Origin of the sequence: Streptomyces sp. NPDC088794, from assembly GCF_044750545.1 — a bacterium.
In the GTDB taxonomy this organism is placed as follows: domain Bacteria; phylum Actinomycetota; class Actinomycetes; order Streptomycetales; family Streptomycetaceae; genus Streptomyces.
Genome location: NZ_JBIVKB010000007.1, coordinates 92,669 through 115,519 on the forward strand (window position 1 = coordinate 92,669; position 22,851 = coordinate 115,519).

General features: G+C 70.0%; 22 protein-coding genes and 1 pseudogene. 10 read left to right on the plus strand and 13 right to left on the minus strand.

The genetic code is table 11. From position 1 onward, the window contains the following. The first annotated feature begins 82 nt into the window (after positions 1-82). Positions 83-976, plus strand: a complete 894-nt coding sequence (locus ACIP6U_RS21020) for an RNA polymerase sigma factor SigF (protein ID WP_401719831.1) — start codon at positions 83-85, stop codon at positions 974-976. Positions 977-1,077: 101 nt separating this feature from the next. After that, complete coding sequence (locus tag ACIP6U_RS21025; RefSeq protein ID WP_401719834.1) at positions 1,078-1,830, plus strand: hypothetical protein; 753 nt, start codon at positions 1,078-1,080, stop codon at positions 1,828-1,830. A gap of 26 nt (positions 1,831-1,856) precedes the next feature. Here the strand turns inward: ACIP6U_RS21025 and ACIP6U_RS21030 are convergent, their stop codons facing one another. Further along, positions 1,857-2,054: a hypothetical protein gene (locus tag ACIP6U_RS21030; RefSeq protein ID WP_401719837.1), complete on the minus strand. Its 198-nt coding sequence runs from the start codon at positions 2,052-2,054 to the stop codon at positions 1,857-1,859. A gap of 204 nt (positions 2,055-2,258) precedes the next feature. Here ACIP6U_RS21030 and ACIP6U_RS21035 point away from each other — a divergent pair, with 204 nt between their 5' ends. From ACIP6U_RS21035 to ACIP6U_RS21050, 4 genes are all read left to right on the plus strand, one after another. Continuing rightward, positions 2,259-2,756, plus strand: a complete 498-nt coding sequence (locus ACIP6U_RS21035) for a MarR family winged helix-turn-helix transcriptional regulator (RefSeq protein WP_401719839.1) — start codon at positions 2,259-2,261, stop codon at positions 2,754-2,756. A gap of 13 nt (positions 2,757-2,769) precedes the next feature. Continuing rightward, a complete protein-coding gene (locus tag ACIP6U_RS21040) occupies positions 2,770-5,340 on the plus strand; it encodes an MFS transporter (protein ID WP_401719841.1) in 2,571 nt (856 codons plus the stop codon). 95 nt (positions 5,341-5,435) lie between these two features. Continuing rightward, entirely contained in the window at positions 5,436-6,254 is an 819-nt protein-coding gene (locus ACIP6U_RS21045; protein ID WP_401719844.1) for a YceI family protein, read from the plus strand. Positions 6,255-6,275: 21 nt separating this feature from the next. After that, positions 6,276-6,749 carry a PPOX class F420-dependent oxidoreductase gene (locus ACIP6U_RS21050; RefSeq protein ID WP_401719847.1) on the plus strand — a complete coding sequence of 158 codons (474 nt, stop codon included), beginning with the start codon at positions 6,276-6,278 and terminating at the stop codon, positions 6,747-6,749. Positions 6,750-6,755: 6 nt separating this feature from the next. Here the strand turns inward: ACIP6U_RS21050 and ACIP6U_RS21055 are convergent, their stop codons facing one another. From ACIP6U_RS21055 to ACIP6U_RS21080, 6 genes and pseudogenes are all read right to left on the minus strand, one after another. Further along, positions 6,756-7,511: a TetR/AcrR family transcriptional regulator gene (locus ACIP6U_RS21055; RefSeq protein WP_401719850.1), complete on the minus strand. Its 756-nt coding sequence runs from the start codon at positions 7,509-7,511 to the stop codon at positions 6,756-6,758. 43 nt (positions 7,512-7,554) lie between these two features. Beyond that, positions 7,555-8,977 (minus strand): annotated as a pseudogene (locus tag ACIP6U_RS21060) (MFS transporter). 52 nt (positions 8,978-9,029) lie between these two features. Further along, complete coding sequence (locus ACIP6U_RS21065; protein ID WP_401719853.1) at positions 9,030-11,228, minus strand: ArnT family glycosyltransferase; 2,199 nt, start codon at positions 11,226-11,228, stop codon at positions 9,030-9,032. After that, the gene (locus ACIP6U_RS21070; RefSeq protein ID WP_401719856.1) at positions 11,225-12,670 is read right to left on the minus strand and encodes a glycosyltransferase; all 1,446 of its coding nucleotides are present in this window, start codon (positions 12,668-12,670) and stop codon (positions 11,225-11,227) included. The genes ACIP6U_RS21065 and ACIP6U_RS21070 overlap by 4 nt, the downstream gene beginning before the upstream one ends. Before the next feature lie 13 nt (positions 12,671-12,683). After that, positions 12,684-14,372: a sensor histidine kinase gene (locus ACIP6U_RS21075; RefSeq protein ID WP_401719859.1), complete on the minus strand. Its 1,689-nt coding sequence runs from the start codon at positions 14,370-14,372 to the stop codon at positions 12,684-12,686. Then, a complete protein-coding gene (locus ACIP6U_RS21080) occupies positions 14,369-15,109 on the minus strand; it encodes a response regulator transcription factor (RefSeq protein WP_185146104.1) in 741 nt (246 codons plus the stop codon). The genes ACIP6U_RS21075 and ACIP6U_RS21080 overlap by 4 nt, the downstream gene beginning before the upstream one ends. Before the next feature lie 307 nt (positions 15,110-15,416). Here ACIP6U_RS21080 and ACIP6U_RS21085 point away from each other — a divergent pair, with 307 nt between their 5' ends. After that, the gene (locus tag ACIP6U_RS21085) at positions 15,417-16,757 is read left to right on the plus strand and encodes a PQQ-binding-like beta-propeller repeat protein (protein WP_401719863.1); all 1,341 of its coding nucleotides are present in this window, start codon (positions 15,417-15,419) and stop codon (positions 16,755-16,757) included. A gap of 45 nt (positions 16,758-16,802) precedes the next feature. Here ACIP6U_RS21085 and ACIP6U_RS21090 read toward each other — a convergent pair whose 3' ends face one another. From ACIP6U_RS21090 to ACIP6U_RS21100, 3 genes are read right to left on the minus strand one after another with little or no spacing between them, the layout of a single operon-like run. After that, positions 16,803-17,732, minus strand: a complete 930-nt coding sequence (locus ACIP6U_RS21090) for an amidohydrolase family protein (RefSeq protein ID WP_401719866.1) — start codon at positions 17,730-17,732, stop codon at positions 16,803-16,805. 30 nt (positions 17,733-17,762) lie between these two features. After that, entirely contained in the window at positions 17,763-18,689 is a 927-nt protein-coding gene (locus tag ACIP6U_RS21095; protein ID WP_401719868.1) for a DUF2797 domain-containing protein, read from the minus strand. Further along, positions 18,689-19,051, minus strand: coding sequence for an HGxxPAAW family protein (locus ACIP6U_RS21100; RefSeq protein WP_401719870.1), 363 nt, complete (start codon positions 19,049-19,051; stop codon positions 18,689-18,691). Before ACIP6U_RS21100 ends, ACIP6U_RS21095 begins: the two co-directional genes overlap by 1 nt. 115 nt (positions 19,052-19,166) lie before the next feature. Between ACIP6U_RS21100 and ACIP6U_RS21105 the strand changes: the two genes are divergently transcribed. Together ACIP6U_RS21105 and ACIP6U_RS21110 are read left to right on the plus strand one after the other, a co-directional pair. Next, positions 19,167-19,643 carry a MarR family winged helix-turn-helix transcriptional regulator gene (locus ACIP6U_RS21105; protein ID WP_401719873.1) on the plus strand — a complete coding sequence of 159 codons (477 nt, stop codon included), beginning with the start codon at positions 19,167-19,169 and terminating at the stop codon, positions 19,641-19,643. Positions 19,644-19,859: 216 nt separating this feature from the next. Then, on the plus strand, positions 19,860-20,384 hold the full coding sequence (locus tag ACIP6U_RS21110) for a GtrA family protein (protein WP_401719876.1): 525 nt from the start codon (positions 19,860-19,862) through the stop codon (positions 20,382-20,384). Positions 20,385-20,444: 60 nt separating this feature from the next. Here ACIP6U_RS21110 and ACIP6U_RS21115 read toward each other — a convergent pair whose 3' ends face one another. Continuing rightward, on the minus strand, positions 20,445-20,807 hold the full coding sequence (locus ACIP6U_RS21115) for a hypothetical protein (RefSeq protein ID WP_401719879.1): 363 nt from the start codon (positions 20,805-20,807) through the stop codon (positions 20,445-20,447). Between the two features lie 55 nt (positions 20,808-20,862). Next, on the minus strand, positions 20,863-21,444 hold the full coding sequence (locus ACIP6U_RS21120; protein WP_401719882.1) for a hypothetical protein: 582 nt from the start codon (positions 21,442-21,444) through the stop codon (positions 20,863-20,865). Positions 21,445-21,660: 216 nt separating this feature from the next. Here ACIP6U_RS21120 and ACIP6U_RS21125 point away from each other — a divergent pair, with 216 nt between their 5' ends. After that, the gene (locus ACIP6U_RS21125; protein ID WP_401719884.1) at positions 21,661-22,263 is read left to right on the plus strand and encodes a hypothetical protein; all 603 of its coding nucleotides are present in this window, start codon (positions 21,661-21,663) and stop codon (positions 22,261-22,263) included. 218 nt (positions 22,264-22,481) lie between these two features. On the opposite strand, the gene ACIP6U_RS21130 is transcribed toward ACIP6U_RS21125, so the two are convergent. Further along, a complete protein-coding gene (locus ACIP6U_RS21130; RefSeq protein WP_401719887.1) occupies positions 22,482-22,796 on the minus strand; it encodes an immunity 53 family protein in 315 nt (104 codons plus the stop codon). Between the last annotated feature and the right edge of the window lie 55 nt (positions 22,797-22,851).

Consider the following 22,851-nt stretch of genomic DNA (forward strand, 5'->3'; position numbering starts at 1 on the left):
CGGTTCCGGTATTCAGGTGAAGGCTGAACTCCTCATCAGGGGAACATCGGCCACGACCGTCCCGCGACCCAGAGGGGGTGGCATGTCCGCAGACCAGGGCAGCTCCAAGGTGCTCACGCTCACGAAGAGCGAGTCAGCGCCCGACGCCGTTCTCAACGACGTCACGGCCCTTGAGGCCGTACCGGCCCCGGCCCTCCCGAGCACTTCGGGAGCCATCGACACCCGCACCCTGTCCCGCTCCCTTTTCCTGCGGCTCGCCGCACTGGACGAGAACAGCCCCGAACGCGGCTACGTCCGGGACACCCTGATCGAGCTCAACCTCCCGCTGGTGCGGTACGCCGCCGCGCGTTTCCGCTCCCGCAACGAGCCGATGGAGGACATCGTCCAGGTCGGCACCATCGGCCTGATCAAGGCGATCGACCGCTTCGACTGCGAACGGGGGGTGGAGTTCCCGACGTTCGCGATGCCGACGGTGGTCGGCGAGATCAAGCGGTTCTTCCGCGACACCTCGTGGTCGGTGCGCGTGCCGCGCCGGCTCCAGGAGCTGCGGCTGGCCCTCACCAAGGCCAGTGACGAGCTCTCGCAGAAGCTGGACCGTTCCCCGACCGTCCCCGAACTCGCCGCGGTCCTGGGCGTGTCCGAGGAGGACGTGGTCGACGGCCTCGCGGTCGGCAACGCGTACACGGCCTCCTCGCTGGACTCCCCGGCTCCGGAGGACGACGGCGGCGAGGGCTCCCTGGCCGACCGGCTGGGCTACGAGGACACCGCGCTGGAAGGCGTGGAGTACCGCGAGTCCCTGAAGCCGCTGCTGGCCAAACTCCCGCCCCGCGAGCGGCAGATCATCATGCTCCGCTTCTTCGCCAACATGACCCAGTCGCAGATCGGCGAGGAGGTCGGCATCTCCCAGATGCACGTCTCCCGGCTGCTGACCCGGACCCTGGCGCAGCTGCGGGAAGGTCTGCTGATCTCCGACTGAGGGCGCCCCGAAAGGTACCCAGGGGACTTCCGAGCCCCCGCGAGGTGCTCAAGGGGCTCCTGAGGGTTCCTATTTGACGGAGCGTCAGCCACCATGGCGCGATGCTTCGGACGACACGGACACATGGCCGTCGAGGTGCCGTACTCGGTACGTCGGCGGCCGTCGTCTGTCTGGGCGCCGCGCTGGCCGCGTGTGCGGGCGGTGGGGGCGAGGGATACGTCGCCACCGGCTCGGCGGGCGGCACGCCTCAGGCGTCCGGTACGGCGACGGCGCCCACCGGCGGGGTGACGCTGGTGCCGCTGGACGGGCCGCGGGCGGCGAGCGGGGCGCCCGGCGGTGACGGCGACGGCCCTGCCGGGAACGGGACTTCGCCCAGCGCCGCAGCGGCGGCACCGGGCGCGGGCGACAGCGCCTCCGGTGACTCCTCCGGCACCTCCGTCGGCGACGGCGCCAAGTCCGGTCGTACGACCGGCAATTCACCCGCCCCGCCGGGTACTCCCACGGCCAAGCCCCCACCCGACCCCGCGCCCGGTGGATCGTCCGCCGGGCCCGCCGCGTTGAGCTGGGGCGAGCCGACCCGCGCCGCCACGGACGAACGGTGGTGCGAGGACGTGACGCTCGCCTTTGTGAACTCCGGGGGCAGCGCGGTGCGTTCGGGCTCGGTGACCTTCGGGACGCATGTCATCGGCGCGCTCGGCATCGACTGGGCGACGGTCGAGTCGACCGTGGAGCTGCCGGTGCCGATCGCGGCGGAGGCACGCAGGAAAAAGACCTGGACGGTGTGCGTCGACGCGTGGCGTGTGCCGCTGGGGATGCACATCGAGACGCGGGACGTCACCGTCCAGTGGAAGTAACGGGCCGTGGGCCCGACTTGAGCGAGTTACATGAGGGCGAGCCAGGCCACCGCGGCGACGATCGCCACGGCGACGACCACGCCCACGATCAGGCCGATGCGGGGACCGGCCGCTGCGACCGGCTCCGGCTGCCGGCCCTGCGGGCCCTCGTCGACGAACGCGCGGAACATCTGGGTGCTGCCGGCGGGGTCGTGGTTGCCCTGGGGGTTCTGGGGGTTAGCCATAGCCCGAGACCCTAGCGAATGCGTGGGGGAGACCCAAGTGGGGGGAGGTGGGTGGCCGCATCCGGCCCGCGGCTGACCCCACCTGCGCGTTTACGTTCGCAATACTTGCCTTTGCCAAGTTTTTATCCCGCTCACAGACTTCTTATTTGCCTGTAGCAACCAACAACTCCTATGGTTGCCCAGAGCAACGATGCGGGAGGTGTGATGGCCGAACGGGCGCAGTACGAGGAGCTGCTCCAGCAGTTCAGCGCTTTCGGGGCGGTGAAACGGGAGCTCGGGCGGGTGCTGCCCGCCGAGTGCCCGGGCGGCAGCGTCGCCGTGCTCACCCTGCTCGGACGGTACGGCGACATGCGCATGAGCAAGCTCTCGGAGCTGCTCGCGGTGGACATGTCCGTGACCAGCCGGCATGCCGCGCACCTCGCGGAGCGGGGCTGGATCGACCGGTCCCCCGACCCGGCGGACAAGAGGTCCAGGATCCTGCGCCTCACCGCGCCGGGGCAGGCCCAGCTGGAGGCGCTCTTCGAGCGCACCACGGAGCTGCTGGCCGACCGGCTGAGCGACTGGAGCGACGAAGAGGTCGCCCAGCTCACCCGGCTCATGGCCCGGCTGCGGACGAGCTTCGACGACCACCGTGCCCCGCCGCCCCGGCTGCCACCCCCGCATCTGCTCGCAGCGACCACCCGTACACCCGCGACCACTTGAGACAAGGAAACCCATGGCTACAACCACACCAGCCGGTGTGCGGGCTCATGCCAAGCACGGGGGAGGCCCCTCCACCGAGTACGCCCCGATGACGCACCGGCAGATCATGGAGGCCATCTCCGGCCTGCTGCTCGGCATGTTCGTGGCGATCCTGTCGTCCACGATCGTCACCAACGCCCTGCCGCACATCATCAGCGACCTCGGCGGCGGCCAGTCCGCCTACACCTGGGTCGTCACCGCGTCCCTGCTGGCGATGACCGCGACCACGCCCCTATGGGGCAAGCTCTCGGACCTCTACAGCAAGAAGGCGCTCGTCCAGATAGCCCTGATCATCTACGTGCTGGGGTCCGCGGCGGCCGGTCTGTCGCAGAACGCCGGCATGCTGATCGCCTGCCGTGTCTTCCAGGGCATCGGCGTCGGCGGTCTGTCCGCACTCGCCCAGATCGTCATGGCCGCGATGATCTCCCCGCGCGAGCGCGGGCGTTACTCCGGCTACCTCGGCGCGACCTTCGCCGTCGCCACCGTCGGCGGCCCGCTGCTCGGCGGTGTCATCACCGACACCAGCTGGCTCGGCTGGCGCTGGTGCTTCTACGTCGGTGTCCCCTTCGCCGTCATCGCGCTGATCGTGCTGCAGAAGACCCTGCACCTGCCGGTCGTGAAGCGGGACGTCAAGGTCGACTGGTCCGGCGCCACCCTCGTCGCCGCCGCCGTCTCACTGCTGCTGGTCTGGGTCACCTTCGCCGGTGACAAGTACGACTGGATCTCCTGGCAGACGTACGCGATGGTCGGCGGTTCGATCGCGCTGGGTCTGCTCTTCGTGCTGGTCGAGTCCAAGGCGCGCGAACCGATCATCCCGCTGCGGCTGTTCCGCAACCGGACCATCACGCTGGCCTCGCTCGCCTCGCTGTTCGTCGGTGTCGCGATGTTCACCGGCACGGTCTTCTTCAGCCAGTACTTCCAGCTGGCCCGCGACAAGTCGCCGACGATGTCCGGGGTCATGACGATCCCGATGATCGGCGGACTGTTCATCTCCTCGACCGTCTCGGGGCAGTTCATCACCCGCACCGGGCGCTGGAAGGCGTGGCTGGTGAGCGGTGGCGTACTGGTGACGGCGGGCCTCGGCCTGCTCGGGACCATCCGGTACGACACGGACTACTGGAAGATGGGCATCTTCATGGCCCTGCTGGGTCTCGGCATCGGCATGATGATGCAGAACCTGGTGCTGTGCACGCAGAACCAGGTCGACCCCAGCGACCTCGGCTCCGCCAGCTCGACGGTCACCTTCTTCCGCTCCCTCGGCGGCGCGGTCGGCGTCTCCGCCCTCGGCGCGGTGATGTCCCACCGGATCACGCACTACGTCACCGACGGCATCGCCTCCCTCGACCCCAAGTACCGTGCGGCCCTTGCCGGTTCGAACTCCTCCACGGACAGCATCCCGGACCTGGCCAAGCTGCCGGCCCCGGTGCGCACGCTCATGGAGAGCTCCTACGGCCATGGCATCGCCGACGTCTTCATGATCGCCGGCGCCCTGGCGGCCGTCGCGTTCCTGATCACCCTGTTCATCAAGGAGGTCCCGTTGCGGACCAAGGGCGCGCTGGCGCAGGCCGCGGGCGAGCAGGAGAGCCCGGCCACGGAGACCCCCGCCGCGGAGACCGCTCCGGCCGCCGCCGACGCTCCGGCCGCCGAACACGTCCCGAGCTGGGCCGTGTCGGAGACCGAGCCCGCCGCCGACGGCACCCAGCGGCTCGGCGCCGTGGCGACGCTCGCGCGACCCGAGGAGTCGGGAGATTCGGGCTCGGGCTCCGGCTTCGGCTTCGGCTTCGGCGGGATCCCGGTACGGGGCTTCGTGCGCGGCAACGAGAGCGCGCCCGTCCCGCAGGCCGCCGTCACGCTGATCTCGCTGGCCGGCCGCCAGTTGGGCCGGTCGATGACCCAGGCCGACGGCTCCTACGCCGTCGAGGCGCCGAGCGTCGGGTCGTACGTCCTGATCGCGTCCGCCGACGGGTTCCAGCCGCAGGCGTCCACGGTCCTCGTGAACGGTGAGCCGCTCGCGTACGACGTGCTGCTCAGTGGGACCAGTGGGCTGAACGGGCTGGTGCGGGCCGCGGCGACCGGACTCGCCGTCAAGGACGCGATGGTCGTCGTGACCGATGTGCGCGGGGATCTGCTGGCCACCCAACAGACAGGTGAGCAGGGCGAGTTCGCCTTCGGTGAGCTGGTGCCGGGGTCGGTGACCGTCGCGGTGAACGCCGACGGGTACCGGCCGCGGGCGCTGCCCGTCGAGGTCGGCGGCACCGGGGTCACCCGGATCGAGGTCGACCTGGACTCGGGCGCCCAACTCCAGGGCGTCGTAAGGGCTCCGCACGGCCCGCTGGCCGATGCCCGCGTGACCCTCGTGGACGCGGCGGGCAACGTGGTCGGCACGGCCACCACCGGGTCGGACGGGGCGTACGCCTTCACCGACCTGGGCGGCGGCGAGTACACGGTCATCGCGACGGGTTACCCGCCGGTGGCCAGTGCGTTGACCGTCAACGGGCGTGGTGTCGACGACCACGACATCGAACTCGCCCACCCCGGCGAGTAGTTGGGACACCCCCGGCCCGTGGCGGGCGCACGCTCCGAGCGGAGGTGCGGCCGCCGCGGGCCGGATTCACGCGTACGGCAAGGAGTTTGAGGAACATGGGACTGACCGCGAGGATCCGTACGCGGGACGGATGGGCCGTGTCGCACGCGGTCGTGACGGTGACCGATATGCGCGGCACGCAGGTGCTGCGCGCGGAGGCCGACGCCGAGGGGGCCGTACGGGACGCCACCGAGCTGGCGCCCGGCCCGTACACCGTCATCGTCACGGCCGTCGGGTACGCGCCCGCCGCCGCGACCGCGATCGTCACCGCGAGCGGGCGGGCCGAGGTCGGGGCCGTGACCCTGAGCCGCCAGGGCGGCACCGAACTGCCGCCGCCGGGGCCCTGGACCGTCGACCCCGCGCACTCGTCCGTCGCCGCGGTCGCCCAGCACCTGGGCATCTCCAGCGTGCACGGCCGCTTCACCGACTTCGCCGCGCGCGTCGAGATCGCCCCGGACGAGGTCGCCAAGTCCCGCGTGGAGGCGGTGATCCGGGCCGCGTCCATCGACACGGGCAACGGCATGCGGGACGAGCATCTGCGCTCGGCGGACTTTCTGGACGTCGAGAAGTACCCGGAGATCACGTACCGCTCGACGGGTGTTGTGGCGGCTGCGGGCACGGACCGGTGGACGGTGCGGGGGGAGCTGACGCTGCACGGGGTGGTGCGGGAGGTCGATCTGGACCTCGCGTATCTGGGCACGGGGGCCGATCCCTGGGGCGGGACCCGGGCCGCGTTCCGCGCGACGGCCGAGCTGCGGCGGGAGGACTTCGCCATGAACTACAACCAGGTGGTGCAGGCGGGGATCGCGGCGATCGGGACGACGTTGAAGGTGGAACTGGATGTGCAGGCGGTGCAGGGCGAGGCGTTGCCGTAGGGCTGGACATAGGCTGGTCGTATGGCACCGAACATCGCTAGTAACACCCGGGTATCCCTGGAAGAGCTGCTGGAGTTTGTGCGGCCCCGGCATCACGCGCTGCTGTTGACGCGGCGGGCCGACGGGAGTCCGCAGGCTTCGCCGTTGACCTGTGGGGTCGACGACTCGGGGCGGATCGTTGTCTCCACGTATCCCGAGCGCGCGAAGACGCGGAACGCGAAGCGGGACGAGCGGGTCAGTGTCGTTGTGCTGAGCGACGACTGGAACGGGCCGTGGGTGCAGGTGGACGGCGTCGCCGAGGTGATCGATCCGCCGGAGTCCGTGGAGCCGCTGGTGGAGTACTACCGGAACATCGCCGGGGAGCATCCGGACTGGGACGAGTATCGGGCGGCGATGGTGAAGCAGGGGAAGTCGATCATTCGGGTCACGCCGGAGAAGTGGGGTCCGGTGGCTACGGGTGGGTTCCCTGCGCGGCTTTCTTCGCCGGAGGCGTGAGCCGAGCTAACTGTTCCGATTCACCATCGCCTCGATTCCCGCCACCAGGAGCTCCAACGCGAAGGTGAAGTCCCTCTCCCGCATCTCCTCCACCGTGTCTCCTCCCCTAGCCGCCATGAGGTCCGCCGACTCCTGGATGACCTCGGCGGCCGACGGGGACTGGTTCACCGCGGTCATCGCGTGGCGGAAGTACTCGTCCTGGGTCAGGCCGGCGGCGGCGGTGCGGGCGATGAAGTGACCCTCGATCGTGCCGAAGCCGTAGACGAACTGGAAGACGGCCGAGATGGCGCCCGTGAGGCCGGATGCGGGGAGGCCGGTTCTCCGGATGACCTGCTGGACGACCCTGGAGAAGGCCAGTGAGTTCGGGCCGATGTTCAGGAACGTGCCGGCCAGCGGGGAGAGCCAGGGGTGGCGGACCAAGAGAGCGCGGTACTCCCCTGCCAGGGCGCGGAGTTGGTCCCGCCAGTCCTCGTCGGTCTCCGGGTCGGGCAGCGCGAGTTCGCCGAAGGCCGCGTCGAGGGCGAGTTCGAGGAGGTCGTCCTTGGTGTCGACGTACCAGTAGACGGACATCGCCGTGACGTTCAGTTCGGCGGCGAGGCGGCGCATGGAGAACTTGGCCATGCCCTCGGCGTCCAGCAGCCGCACGGTCGCCCCGGTGATCCGGTCCCGGTCGAGCCCGGACGGCTGACCGCCCCGACCCCGGCGGACCTTGCCCTCCAGCCACACACTGGTCCGCGCCGCCCCTTCGGCCGACCTAGCCATCAGCGCACGCACCTTTCTGGCCGTCCGGTTACTGATCAAGATCCTAAACGGCAGTCACCAATTCCGAGTCTGCCCGCTCCGCCCTGCGCAACAACGCCGCCGCCACGAACCCACCCAGCAGTACCGCAGCCGCCCCCACCAACTGACCCGATCTCAGCCCTTCCGCGAGCCCTCCGGAAGAGCTGAGGACCGCTCCGAGCACGGCGACGCCCAAACCGTTGCCGAACTCCGCCAGCGTTCCGTTCACCCCGGCCCCCACCCCCGCCTTCGCCGGAGGAATCGCGCTCATGATCGCGTGCGCCATCGCCGGGCTGGCGATCGCGCCTCCCGCGCCGATGAGCAGCAGCCCCACCAGCGTGCCCGCATAACCCCCCGTCGCCAGCACCGCGATCGACGCCAGCCCCGCCGACATCAGCACCATGCCCAGCGCGATGGACACCGGCGTACCCAGCCGCGCGGACCACTTCGCCGACAGGCCGCTGAAGTTGAGGACCACGATCGTCAGGGCCAGCGGAGCGGTCCGCAGGCCCGCCTCCAACGGGCCGTATCCCAGGACGAATTGCAGGTGCTGGGTGAGCAGGAAGAGCGAGCCGCCCATGCCGAAGGCGATGAGCACCGCCCCCGCCACCGCACCCGTGAACCGGCGGTCGCGGAAGAAGTGCGGGTCGAGCATGGGGTACGGGATCCGGTTCTCCCAGTACGCGAAGGCGCCCAGCGACACGGCGGCCACGGTCGCCGGCAGCAGGACCCGGGCCGACGTCCAGCCGTGTGCCGGGCCCGAGATGATCGCGAAGACCAGCGATGCCATGCCGATCGTGGAGAGCAGGGCGCCGGGGAGGTCGGGGCGGTCGCCGGTGGGGTTCTTGGATTCCGGGACCAGGGCCACGACCGCCACCAGGCCCAGCGCCGCGACCGGCAGGTTGATCAGGAAGATCGCGCCCCACCAGAAGTGGTTCAGCATGAAGCCGCCGAGGAGCGGTCCGATCGCGAAGCCGAGCGCGTTGACCGCCGCCCAGATGCCGATCGCCTTCGGCTGCTCCTCGGGCGTGAAGATCTGCATCGCCACGGCGAGGGTGGTGGTCATCAGCAGCGCGCCGCCCACGCCCATGCCCGCGCGGGCCGCGATCAGTTGGCCCGTGGAGCCGGCCAGGCCCGCCGCCAGCGAACCGATGCCGAAGAGGGCGAGTCCGGTCAGCAGCATCTTCTTGCGGCCGATGGGGGTCCCCCGCGCCCTTTAGGCAGTGGGGGAGGTCGGCCGCGCTGCCCGCGGTGAGCAGCAGGCCGGACTGGACGAGCGAGTACGCGTTGATCATCCACTGGATGTCCGAGGTCTCGGCGTGCAACTCCCGGGTGAGGGAGGGGATCGCGACGTTCAGCACGGTGTTGTCGAGCAGCACGGTCAGCTGGGCGAGGCAGATGACACCGAGGATCAGCCAGCGCTGGGGGTGGCCTTGGGAAACGGACATGCTGTACACCGTATGGTGCCAACCATACGGTGTACAGCAAGTTCTCCTTCTGTCAGCCGCTCGTCTTCTGCGTGAGGTCGTAGAAGGTGGACGAACCGACCGTCACCTTCTTGAAGTTGCTCTCGACCCACGAGGTGATCTGCGAGGACGTGCCGGTGCTGCTGCCGCCCATGCCGCCACCCGTGCCGCTGGAGATGAAGTAGTGGATCTTTCCGTCGGCCACGTACTTCTCGAACTGCGCCAGCGTCGGGGACGGGTCGGTGCCGTTGAAGCCGCCGATCGCCATCACCGCGTCACCCGTGGCGAGTTGGTAGCTCGCCGCGTTCTGGGCGCCGATCGCGGCCGCCGCCCAGGTGTAGTCGCCGGCGTCGGTCTGGAGCAGCTTCTTGGCCTCGGCGCTCACGGTCGCGCCGTTCAGCAGGCCGCCGACGCCACCGCCGCCGCCCATGCCGCCGCCGTCACCCGTGGTGCCACCGGGGCCGCCCTGCTGGCCCTGGGTGTTCCCGTTGCCGTTCTGCCCCGGCATACCGCCCGTGCCGCCGCCCGGGAAGCCGCCGCCACCCTGCTGGTTCTGGGTGTTGCCGTTGCCGTTCTGCTGACCCGGCATGCCACCGCCGCCGAAGCCGCCGCGTGCGCCGCCACCACCGGGACCGCCCCGGCCGCCCATCATGCTCGCGCCCGCCGGACCGGCCGTCGGGATGGAGCCGGTGTGCGCGGAGTCGACCGTGCTCAGGGTGTACGCCGTCGGACCGGCCAGCGAGGCCACGATGCCCAAGCCCACCGCGGCGAGCGCGAGTTGGCGGCCCAGCTTGGCCACGAAGATCACACCGAGCGCGGCGGCCAGGCCGCCGATCAGGACCAGCCAGCGCAGCCAGGGCAGGTAGTCGGGCGTGCGGTTGAGGAGGACGTAACCCCAGACCGTGCCCGCCACGATCGCCGCCGCGAGGGTGAGCGAGGCCCACATCTCGGAGCGCTTCTCCCACAGGGTCCCGGCGCCCATGCCGATCACGGCGGCGATGTAGGGAGCCAGCGCGATCGTGTAGTACTGGTGGAAGATGCCCGCCATGTAGCTGAAGACGAGCAGGGTGATCAGCAGCGAGCCGCCCCACACCAGGAACGAACCGCGGGTCACCGAGGTCCGCCTGAGCTTGCGGGTGGCCACGAGTCCCGCGACCAGCAGGATCAGCGCGGCCGGCAGCAGCCAGGAGATCTGGCTGCCGATCTCGGAGTTGAACATCCGGTCCCAGCCGGTCTCGCCCCACTGCCCGGTGCCGCCCGCGCCACCGCCGCCGCCGACACTGCCGGTCTCGTCGCCGTTGATGCGGCCAAGTCCGTTGTAGCCGAAGGTCAGTTCAAGGAAGCTGTTGTTCTGCGAACCGCCGATGTAGGGGCGCGAGGAAGCCGGCCACAGCTCGACGATCGCGACCCACCAGCCGCCGGAGACGATCAACGCGAGCGTGCCCGCGGCCAGTTGACCGAACCGCTTCTTCAGCGACACCGGCGCGCAGACGGCGTAGACGATCGCCAGCGGCGGCAGGATCAGGAAGGCCTGGAGGGTCTTGCCGAGGAACGCGAAACCGATCGCGACCCCGCACCACACCAGCCACTTGGTCCGGCCGTCCTCCAGGGCGCGGACCACGAAGTAGCAGGCCAGCGCCATCAGGAGGGCGAGCATCGCGTCCGGGTTGTTGAACCGGAACATCAGCGCGGCGACCGGGGTGAGCGCGAGCACCGCACCCGCGATCAGGCCGGACGCGGGGCTGAAGCGGCGGCGCACCGAGGCGTAGACGACGGCGACCGTGCCGACGCCCATGAGGACCTCGGGGCCCAGGATCGTCCAGGTGTTGAGGCCGAAGATCCGGGCCGCGATCTCCATCGGCCACAGGAACGCCGAGGGCTTGTCGACGGTGATCGCATTGCCCGCGTCCAGCGAGCCGAAGAACATCGCCTTCCAGCTCTGGGTGCCGGCCTGGACGGCCGCCGAGTAGAAGGAGTTGGAGTAGCCGTTGACGCCCAGGTTCCAGAAGTAGAGCACCGCGGTGGCGGCCAGCAGGCCGAGGAAGGCCGGGCGGGCCCAGCGGGGGTCCTCGGGACGACCGCGCCACAGTCTGCGGACGAAGGGCTGCTTGGGCTCGCCGCCGGCGGGGGCCGGTGCGTGCGGCCGCTGCGAGTCCACCACGTCGGGTGCGGGGCCCGAGGGGGTGGGAGCCGCACCTCCCTGGTAGGTCGACTGGTCGTAGTGGGTGGTCATCGGGTGTCCCCCGGATCGGTGTCGTAAGGGCGCAGCGGCCGGAACTGCATCGTGGAGTCCCGCCAGGTGCCGTCCGCGGCTTCACCGGCGCGGAACTGGGTGGTGTGGGTGGTCTGGATGGTGTTCAAGGACTGTGATGCATGCGCGTACGGCTGCTCATAGCCCTGTTGCTGGTACTGCACCGTCGAGCCCGCGTCGCTGTCCCGGCGGTCCGGGAAGACCCACGCCCTGAAGAGCAGGAAGCGCAGGACGGTCGCCGCGAGGTTGGCGGCGATCAGGACCGCCAGTTCGGTGGAGTGCGCCGGGTCGCTGCTCGCCGCGTTCAGGGCGGCGAGCGAGCCGCTGGTCAGCGCCAGGCCGATACCGAAGACGACCAGGCCCTGCGCCTGGTGCCGGACCGCGCCGCCGCGTCCGCGCACCCCGAAGGTCAGCCGCCGGTTGGCCGCCGTGTTGGCGACGGCGGAGACCAGCAGGGCGAGCGCGTTGGCGATCTGCGAGCCGGTGAAGGAGCGGAAGGCGCTGTACAGGACCAGGTAGAACAGGGTCGACAGGCCGCCGACCACGCAGAACCCGACGAGCTGGCGGGCCAGGCCCTTGGGCACGTCCTGGATGTCGCGGTCGCGCGGGTCGTCACCGAAGGGGCGGGTGATCCGGTCCAGCGGCAGCGAACCGCTCGCCAGGGCCTTGCCGACGCGCCACACGCCCTTGAGGTCCTCGGTCGCCGTCTTGACGATGTGCACGGTCGAGTCCGGGTCGTCGACCCAGTCGACCGGCACCTCGTGGATCCTGAGGCCCGCGCGCTCGGCGATGACCAGCATCTCGGTGTCGAAGAACCAGCCGGTGTCCTCGACCATCGGCAGCAGCACCTGCGCCACGTCACGCCGGATCGCCTTGAATCCGCACTGCGCGTCGGAGAAGCGGGCCTGCAACGAGCCGCGCAGAATGAGGTTGTACGAGCGGCTGATGAACTCCCGCTTGGCGCCGCGCACCACGCGCGACGAGCGGGCCAGCCGGGAACCGATCGCCAGGTCGGAGTGGCCGGAGATGAGCGGTGCCACCAGGGGCAGCAGGGCGTTCAGGTCGGTCGACAGGTCCACGTCCATGTAGGCGAGGATCGGAGCGTCCGAGGCGGACCAGACGGTCCGCAGCGCCCGGCCGCGGCCCTTCTGCTCCAGCCGGAAGGCCTTGACCTCCGGAAGCTCCGCCGCCAGCCGTGCGGACACCTGGGGAGTGGTGTCCGTCGACGCGTTGTCCGCGATCGTGATGCGGAACGCGTACGGGAACGTGCGCTTGAGATGGTCGTGCAGTCTCAGCACACACGGCTGGAGGTCCTTCTCCTCGTTGTAAACGGGGATCACTACGTCCAGAACAGGCGTACCGGCGTCGCCGGCCGGGAGGTGCTCCCGCGCCGGCAAGGTGCCGGGAGAAGAGTCGGTTCGCATGGAACGACTCTTGTCAAGCGCCCTGTTGCACCCATGTGGTGGCACTGTGCTGGGCCTGTGAGTGCGATTGCCAATTCGTTTCGGGGGCCGGCTGCGGGAGCTGCGGAGCCAGCGCGGGCAGGTGCACGGTGAAGACCGTACGGCCGGGAACGCTGTCCACGGTCACCGCGCCGCCGTGGGCGCTCGCGACGGCCTGCACGATCGCCAGCCCGAGCCCGGTCGAGCCGGTCGAGCGCGAGCGCGCCGAGTCGCCGCGGGCGAATCTCTCGAAGACGTGCGGGAGCAGGTCGGGCGGGATGCCCTGGCCGTTGTCCTCGACGTCCACGCACATCCACGGGCCGCGCCGCTGCACGCGTGCGGTGACGGTCGTACCCGGTGGGGTGTGCTTGCGGGCGTTGCCGAGCAGGTTGATGAGGACCTGCTGGAGGCGGGCCGCGTCGCCGGAGACGGCGGCGGGTTCGTCGGGCAGGTCGAGGCGCCAGTTGTGGTCCATGCCGGCCGCGCGGGCGTCGCTGATGGTGTCGACGACCAGCGGGATGAGGTCGGTCTGCTCGAACTGGAGCGGCCGTCCGGCATCCAGCCGGGCGAGCAGCAGCAGGTCCTCCACGAGCAGCGTCATGCGGCTCGCCTCGGACTCGATACGGCCCAGCGCGTGCCGGGTGTCCGGGCCGACCTGCTCTCTGCCGCGCCGGGTCAGCTCGGCGTACCCGCGGATGGAGGCGAGCGGGGTGCGCAGCTCGTGGCTGGCGTCCGCGACGAACTGCCGTACCCGCATCTCGCTCTGCTGGCGGGCGTGCAGGGCGCCGTGGACGTGGTTCAGCATCCGGTTGAGCGCGGCGCCGACCTGGCCGACCTCGGTGTGCGGATCGGTCTCGGACTCCGGGACCCGCTCGCTGAGGTTCACCTCGCCCGTGTGGAGCGGGAGTTCGGAGACGCGGGTGGCGGTGCTGGCGACGCGGCGCAGCGGGCGGGTGGCGACGCCGACGAGGACGTAGCCGGCGATTCCGGCGGCGACGAGGCCGGCGGCGGTGACGCTCAGTTCGACGAGGATGAGGGTGTTGATGGTGTTGTCGACGTCGGTGGTCGGGAGGGCGACGTAGAACCCCTGACTCTTGTTGTCAGGGTCCTCGGCCCACTTGACGAGGTAGTCCCCGAGCCCGGGGAGGGTCACGGTGTGCGTCTTCTGGTCCCGGGCCACGGACGCGAGGGCCTGCTTCTGCGCCGTGTTGAGATCCACGGCGGTCATGTCCTTGAACGCACCGGTGGTGGTGTCGTTCCGCTGCTGGCTGTAGGACGCGGTGGTGATCGTGCCGTTCTGCGCGTAGGCGGCGACGGTCTTCTCCTGCGTCGGACCGTTGGTCAGGAGCTTGGTGACCTTGGCGGCCGGTGTCTCCCCGTCGGGCGCGTTGGCCGATCCCGAGGACGAGGTGGACGAGTTGTTCGGGTTCCCGGGGGCGACGGCACCCGGGACTCCGTTGGCCGGGCCGCTCTGCGGACGACCCACCGCGCGGATGGCCACATCCTTGACCTTGCCCTCGAGCTGGTCGTAGAGATGCGACTTCAGCGCGAGCGTGGTCACCGTACCGATCACCGCGCACACCACGGCGATCAGCGTCACGGACGCGACGACGAGCCGGGTCCGCAGGGTGCGCGGCTTACCCGCTCGTCGCTTCTGCGCACGCGGCCGTCGTCGCCCGCTCATGAGGCCGCGGGCTTGATCAGGTAGCCGGCCCCACGCCGGGTGTGGATCATCGGCTCACGTCCGGCGTCGATCTTCCGGCGGAGGTAGGAGATGTAGAGCTCGACCACATTGGCCTGGCCGCCGAAGTCGTAGGACCACACCCGGTCGAGGATCTGCGCCTTGCTGAGTACACGCCGTGGATTACGCATGAGGAAGCGCAGCAGTTCGAACTCGGTGGCGGTGAGGTGGATGCCCTCCCCGGCCCGCGACACCTCGTGGCTGTCCTCGTCGAGGGTGAGGTCGCCGACCACGAGTACGGAGTCGGAGCGGCGGTCGGCGGCACCGGACCGCCGGATGAGCCCGCGCAGCCGGGCGACGACCTCTTCGAGGCTGAACGGCTTGGTGACGTAGTCGTCGCCACCGGCGGTGAGCCCGGCGATACGGTCCTCGACGGCGTCCTTCGCCGTCAGGAACAGCACCGGCACGTCCGGCAGTTCGCGACGCATCCGCCCCAGGACGGTCAGGCCGTCCATGTCCGGCAGCATCATGTCCAGGACGACGGCGTCGGGCCGGAACTCCCGCGCGGTCTGGATGGCACCCGTGCCATCACCCGCACTCCGGATCTGCCAGCCCTCATAGCGAAGGGCCATGGACAGCAGTTCGGTGATCGACATTTCGTCGTCCACCACAAGCACTCGGACGGGGCTCCCGTCCGGCCTCAGCAGTTCGGTGCGCCCCTGGGGCGAGGTCGTGGTCATAGTGAGCACACTGTCGGGATCCTCTGAGAGCACGCTTTCGACAACCTGTGATTTCCCTAAGAAACTCACAGGGGCCTCTCAGGCAACCCCTTGGAACCGCTTGCTGAAAGCGGTTGCCACGGAGGGGGAGACGGAGGCGGGAGCGGGGTGCTTGCCTCACGGGGAGCCGACGGGACAAGATCCCTCAACTGTTTGAGGCGACGGGGACACGGGGGCTGCGGTGACGGGTGGGGACAGCGGGGGCATATCAATACGTCTGCCGGGAGAACGGGATCCCGACGCGTGGCGCCGGCTGACGCTCTACCTGATGGGATACGTGACCGCGGTCCTCTTCGTCCTCACCGGCCTGGAGGCCCGGCATGAGACCCCGGCACCGGAACCTGACGTGGTCACCGGCGCGCGGGGCGCCTTCCCGGCCGCGCTCGGTTCGGCGGCGGCCCCGCTCGTCCCGAGCCACGTCCTGCGCCGGACGACCGCCGACGGGATCGTGGTCCACGGGCTGTCGATCCAGAGCACGGGGGCGGGCGTGCGAGCCGTGAACATACGGAGCGGCGCGGAGTACTGGCGCTATGAGCGGGGCGGCTACGGGGAGGGGAACGGGGACGGAGACGGAGACGAGAACAGGAGCTACTACACACCGACGCTCCAGGTGTCCGCGCGCACGGTGGTGGCGGGCTTCGTGGACGGCCGGCTCACGGCGATCGACCTGCGCTCGGGCCGGATCCTGTGGCACCGGAACATCTGGGAGGGCGAGAGCAGGCGACGCCCGAACGCCCAGCTCACCGGCGGCCGCGTCATCTTCGACACCCCCGCCGGCATCCGCGCCCTCACCGAACGCACCGGCCGCACCCTGTGGACGGCGACAAGACCGGCCGAGTGCGACGAGACGCCGGTCGGGACGGTGTACGCCTTCCCGGACCACCTGATCACGGCTTCGGCGAGCTGTGACGTACTGGGCACCGAGCGCCGCACCGCGGGCACCGGCGTCACCCCCTCCGTCACCAGAAGCTCCGCCCTGCTCCTCGTCATCGACGACCGCACGGGCAAGGTCCTCTGGCGGCAACAGAAAGGGGAGCAGTACGACGACCTCCTTCGGGCCGACACCCGCACGCTGGCCGCCGTCGGCCCCGAACGCCGCACCCCGCGCCCGGTCCGCCTCCTGGACGTGAGCCGCGAGGGAGCACCGGTCCGAACCACCTTCTCCATCCACCTTCTTGCCCGCGTCACCACGGCCGACGGCATCGCGGTCACCACGGTCGACCCGCACATCTACGACACCGAATCCCCCACCCTCCTCAGCGCCTACGACACCGGAACGGGCCGCCTCCGCTGGAAACTCCGCGCACCGACCGGCCAGAAGTACGGCGATCCCGTGGTCGCGAACGGCCGGGTGTACGTCGTCCGCCAACCCATCTTCAAGTACGCCGACGCCGGCCACGGCACCACGGCCGACCTCCTCGTCCTCGACGCGAGGACGGGGCGTTCACGGCAGGTGCTGGAGCTGACGGGGTTGACGGTGCCGACGGACGTCAATGCGTATGCGTCGCTGGATATGGATGAGGTGGGGGCCAGGGAGGCCGGCGCGGATGGCGCGGTCGCGATCAGCTGGCGGGGTGGGAGCAAGGAATTGCTGCTGGTGACGGGGTGACTCGTAGGGGGCAGGCGGTGCACGGCACGTGGTTCGCCAAAGGCGTCATAGGTCGAACAGCCTCGCCCCGTTGTCGTGGCACACGGCCCGCAGCCAGTCGTCGCCGAGCTCCAGCCGCTCCAGTGCCTCCAGCTGGTGGACGTACGGATAAGGGATGTTGGGGAAGTCGCTGCCGAGCAGGATCCGGTCGCCGAGGTCGGTCAGCCGGGGCAGTGCCCTCCGGGGGAACGGCGCGAACCGGTCGCTGAAGTCCGTGAACGACATCGTCGTGTCCAGCCGCACCTCGGCGTACCGATCGGCCAGGTCGAGGAAGTCCTCGTACTCCGTCATCCCCATGTGCGCGACGATCAGCCGCAGTCGGGGATGCCGGGCGAGCACCCGCCCGATCGGCTCCGGCCCGGTGGACTTGCCCGGCATGGGCCCCGAACCGCAATGGATCACGACCGGCACGCCGGCCTCGGCGAGCAAGCCCCAAGCGCCGTCCAGGAGTTCATCGGCCGGGTCGTACGCCCCCACCTGCACATGCGCCTTGAAGACCCGCGCCCCCGCCTCGACGGCCTCCCGGACATAGCCCTCGGCTCCCGGCTCGGGGAACAGCGTCGAGGTGTGCAGGCAGTCGGGGGTACGGCGGGCGAAGTCGACGGCCCAGCCGTTGAGCCACTCGGCCATGCCTGCCTTGTGCGGATAGAGCATCGCGGTGAAGGCACGAACACCGAAGTCCCGGATCAGGGCGACCCGTTCGGCCTCCTCGGCGCGGTAGGTGATCGGCCACTCGACGCCGCCGGTGAGCGGGCCGAGCGCGTCGAAGTATCCCCAGACCTTGTGGAGAACGCGCTCGGGCATGAAGTGGGTGTGGACGTCGACGAGCCCGGGGAGCCCGAGGCGCTGCCAGAAGCGGCGGACCTGGTCTTTTTCTTCGGCTTCCGTCGCCTCGGAATCCGTTGCCTCGGTCTCCTGATCGTCCACGTCGCCCATCCGTTCCTGATCCTGACCTCGTCCGAACAATCAGAACAGCTCGTCCTGCACCACCGGAGACACTCCTCTGAACTCCCGCACGGGAAAACGGAGTCGGCGCCCGTCACCGGTCCCGCTTCCAGTCCCGTCCCCGTCCCCGACAGGCACAAGCTCCCACCCGGTCATCAACCGGCTGTCGAGCACGACGACCTCCGGCACTCCGTCGCCACCTCCCCCGACGGCAAGGTGGAGATCAGGCCCCGCAGCCGCAACCAGCTCTCCACTCACCACCCCACCGGCAACCAGCTCACTCACCTCGCCGACGGCACCCGGCAGTTCCGCGAGCCCGAACGCGCCCGCGTGGTCGACCGGCCGGCACGGCTCACGCGTGAGCGACTCGGGCCAGTCGGCGAGCGCGACCGCACGGGCATGCAACTCCACGACCTCGGCCGCCCGCTCACTCTCCGCCCCGGGCAACTCCGAACGCACCGCCCGCTTGTCGGCGTACGGAATCCGATCGGGCACCCGGAGCGCGGCCCGCAACAACTCTTCGGTCCGTCGGGCGGCCATCAACGGACCGGTGCCGAGCCAGCTGAAGCACACCGCCCCCTGCTCCAACAGCCGGGCCGATCCCCGCTCGACCCCCGTGATCCCGACCTTGACCATGCCGGGTCCGAACCACGCCAGATATACGCGGTACGGCCGCGGGTCGTCCGCGATCGTGTCGGCGGCCACCGAGTGCGCCCGGTCCAGCCGCGCACACTCCTCGCACCGCGCCCCCGTACTCCGCCCCGACACCCCCGCCCGCACCGGACACGCGTGCCCCCGCGCTCCCACACACGTCCGCACACCCCCGTTCGCGACCCCGAAGGCCACTCGTTTCCCCCAGGTCAGCGCACTGCGCCGCCCGCCGTCCCACACCAGCACGGGGCCGCCGTCCACCCACCGCAACCCCGAACACTTCCATCCCTGTGCCATCACTCACGAGAGTAGGAGACGGCACTGACAACGGCTGCCGGAGAGGGCGACCGCCCGCGCTCGGGATTCCGCCCCGCCAACCGACACCCCACACACCCCGCATGCCCTTCCCGCGCGGTCAGATCCCGGACCCGCCACGCCCACTGCTCCCGCGGTCGCAGCCCGGGCGGTTTGCCCCAGCCGGCGAGGTGCAGAACCCAGGTGACCAGGACGCTCACGACGACGATCCCAAGGCCCCCGGCCAGCAGCGCGACCGAGGTCGTGCACACGCCGAGCCCCAGCACGGCCGTTCCGACGGTGGCGATGCCGAAGCCGGTCCACCCCGCAGCCGTATGGCCCTCGTCATACTGATGTGCGCTCATGCACGTACCCGCCTCTCTCCAGGCAGCGGAAACTGGAATCCAAGCAATCTCTCACTACGTAAGAAATTTACCGCATAAACCTCTCACAAGCTAAGGGAATCAGGGAACCACTCCGATGCAAGCCACACCGCGCCGCCCCGCCACCGCGGCCGAGGCACTGAGCGCGATGGACCACCTCATCACGACGAGCATGATCGGCCAGCAGGAGATGGCCCAGCAGGTGGGCCTGAACGTCACCGACCTGACCTGCTTCGGCTACGTCATCGAGGCCGGCGAGAACCTCCTCACGGCCGGCGACCTGGCGGCCCGCGCCCACGTCACGACGGGCGCGGTGACCGGCATCCTCAACCGCCTGGAACGCGCCGGTTACGTCACCCGCCGTCCCGACCCGGCCGACCGCCGCCGGGTCCGCGTGGCCGCCCAGCCGGACGCGGAGGCCCGGGTCCGCGAGCTGTACGAGCCGTACTACGCCCGTCTGCACGCCCTGTTCGCCGAGTACTCGCCCGCCGAAGTCGCCGTACTGACCGACTGGTTCACGCGCGCGAGCGCCCTCGCGGTGGGCTACCTGGAGGAGCACCGCCGCACGAACTGACCGCCCTCTCACCGGCCTTCCCCCCGATCGCCCCGACCGCGGGGGTAGGGCTGGCTCCACCATCGGTTCGGTAGGACACTCCATCGTTCCGGCGGGCGAATCACGGAATCGTAGGCGTCAGTTGATCCACGACTCCTCGACTCCACGAGACGCGCGAGACACGCAGGCCCCCAAGCCTCACGCGACTCGCGGGCCGCCCCCGGAAGGAACCGCGACATGGACGCCGCCGCCGCAGTACGGCAGACCCCAACCGCCGGCCCCGGCCCGTTCGCGTCCTTCGTGCGGTTCGTGGTGTGCGGGGGCGGTGTCGGCGTCCTGTCCAGCGCGGCCGTACCGCTGCTGGCGCTGCTGATGCCGTGGGCCCTGTCGAACGCGGTGATCACGATCGCCTCGACGATCCTGTGCACCGAACTCCACGCCCTGTTCACCTTCGGCACCGGCAAGCGGGCCGGCTGGCGCGAGCACTGGCAGTCGGCGGGTTCGGCGGCCGTCGCCTACGCGGTGACCAGCACGGCGGTGCTCGTACTCCACACCGTCCAGTCCACGCCCTCACTACTGACCGAACAGACCGTCTACCTCACGGCATCCGGCCTGGCGGGCCTGGGCCGCTTCCTGGTCCTGCGGTTGTTCGTCTTCGCGACCGAGTCCCGGAAGCCGAGCCCCACGGCCACGAACGTCCGCCGCCAACCGGCCTGGTTCGGCACGAGGACACCGACGGCAGCGCTTTCGCAGGCGGCGTGAGGGCGGGCGCGGAACTCCCTGGCGATCAGCGATCAGCGATCAGCGATCAGCGATCAGCGATCAGCGATCAGCGATGCTGAACTCCATCCACTCGATGCCGGGGACGCTGAAACTGGCACCGACATTGGCGGCCGCGATGCCTTGGAACTCCTGCCGCGTGACCGTCTCCGGTCCGCAGAGACTCCACGGCGTGGCGATCTTCCATGCCCACTGAAGGGTGGTCAGCAGCGCGTGCTCGGGGGCGGAACAACCGAGCGGGGAGACAAGCCGCAGCTCGGCGAGGTCCGGGAACTTCCAGTACCGCTCGTACCCTTCGATCTCAAGGGATCCCGGCAGCAGCCTCTCGATACGACCGACCACTCGTTCCGCGGCGCGCCGGTCGCCCACCTGCGCATAGCAACGCCAACGGATCGTCTCGAACATGCCCGCACGATACGACTCCTGCGGAACCGCGCCGCGGACAGTCCTGTCGCCCAACTCACCCGCTCGCGGCGGACTTGCCCCCGGTCGGAGTGACGGCATGCCACAGACCGTCCTTGCCCTGCCCGTTCACCTGACCGGCCGCAGTGTCGCCGCTGTACCTGTACAACGGCCAGCCGGCGAGGGTGAGTTGCGGCTTGCCGTCGCGGTGGACCGTACCGAGGAGACTCTTCTCCACGCCGGTGGTCTGCACGGAGTCCTGAGGAGAGGCCTGCGAGGAGTCCTGCACGATGACGGGTATCCACGTGTCCGTGCAGGCCCCGGAACACGTCCACTTGGACGGATCGGACTCGTCCTTGTCGTAGCGGTAGAGGGTCATCCCGTTGCCGTCGCTGACGACATCACCCGTACCGCCGACCGCCGTGGCGATCAGCGCGGTGGTCGTACCCGTGTCTCCACTCCCGCCGCCGTCCGGGGCCGAACTCCCGGATTCCGACGCGGCCGTGGCGACCGGCGCGATCGAGGCGACGCTGCCGGGGCTCGTAGTGCCGGCGTTGTCGGTCGACGAGTCGCACGCCGCCAGCAGCAACGCGGAGACAAGGCCTGCGACCGAGGCGAGGACGATGCGGTGCGGGATCACGTAGTTGCCCTTCGGGAGTCGCCGTCCACTTACTCCCTAGTACGTGGGACAGCTCCCGCACTCTCATCGACTGACGTCACATGGCGCAGACTTGACCATCTTGACCATCGGGCGGGGCAGTCGGCCGGGGCGGTGTGGTGTGTCCGTTGGTGCCACGCAGGGGGGTCCGGTGCCAACTCGGCTGCGGGCGCGGCGCCTTGGCGTTAGCGTGCGCCGGTGATCAGTGAGGAGGGGACGAGCCTGGGCGTGGCGGCCGCACGTCGCCTGGCACAGACGGGTCTCTACGAGTGCGATCCGGGACTGACGGACTCCGAGTTCGCGCGCATCGAGCGCGAGTACGGCTTCGAGTTCGCGGACGACCACCGCGCGTTCCTCGCGGCCGGGCTGCCGGTCAACGTCCCTCCCGAGGACGGTCAGACCTGGTCCAGGCCCTGGCCGGAGTGGCGCGGCGGCGACCTGGACAGCCTGCGCCGACAGCTCGACTGGCCGGTCGAGGGCGTCCTCCTCTCCGTCGAGCACAACGGCTTCTGGTACGCAGGCTGGGGTGAACGCCCCGCCGACGGAACAGCGGCCCTGGACACGGCGCGGCACCATCTGGCGGAGGCGCCGGTGCTGGTGCCCGTGTATGCCCACCGATACCTGCCCGCCGGCCGTGGCGGCTTCGGGCATCCGGTGCTCTCGATGTGGCAGACCGACGTCATCCACTACGGCCTGGACCTGGACGACTACATGGACCAGGAGTTCGACGAGGCGCGAGGCGAGGTCGACGAGAACTGGAACCCGCGAGCAACGGTCCCCTTCTGGCGGGACCTTCTCTGACTTGGGGCTCTTCTCGACCAGGACGGCCGCACGCCGGTGGCATGCACCGCCGTTCGCCGCAGGCGGGGTGGTGGGCGCCCTTCGCGAGTGCTCACCGGGTTCAGGGACGGCTGATTTTCGGAGCCGTGAGGGCTGCGGGTCTCGCCTGAACAGTCATGAACGGGTCTGGATGAGACGGAGTTCGAGCCGGGCGGACCCTGTCCGCGCTCGTCAGGCGGCTAGGCCTCCTGGCTGACTGACACGGCCCATTCGCGGAAAAGGCGGAGGACTTCGCTGAGGTTGAGCGGGCCACAGGACGCCTGAAAGACGCCGTCCGACACTTTCGCCATCACCCAGTCGGAGCCGCTGCGTCGGATGTCCGTTCTCACATAGGACCGGTCGGACAGCGTCGTCTCCTCAAGGTCGATGTCCACTGTCCAGCCCGGGTTGTCGAGCGTCGCGATGCGAACACCCCATTCGTGCTCCCAATCGCCGTCACACTGAGCTCGGTACCACTGCTCAAGCCAACCGAGTTCGCCGCCTGCGTCCGCCATGACGCCCGATGCTACGAGGTCGCGACCTGGACCGTACGGGGCAGCCGCTACCAAG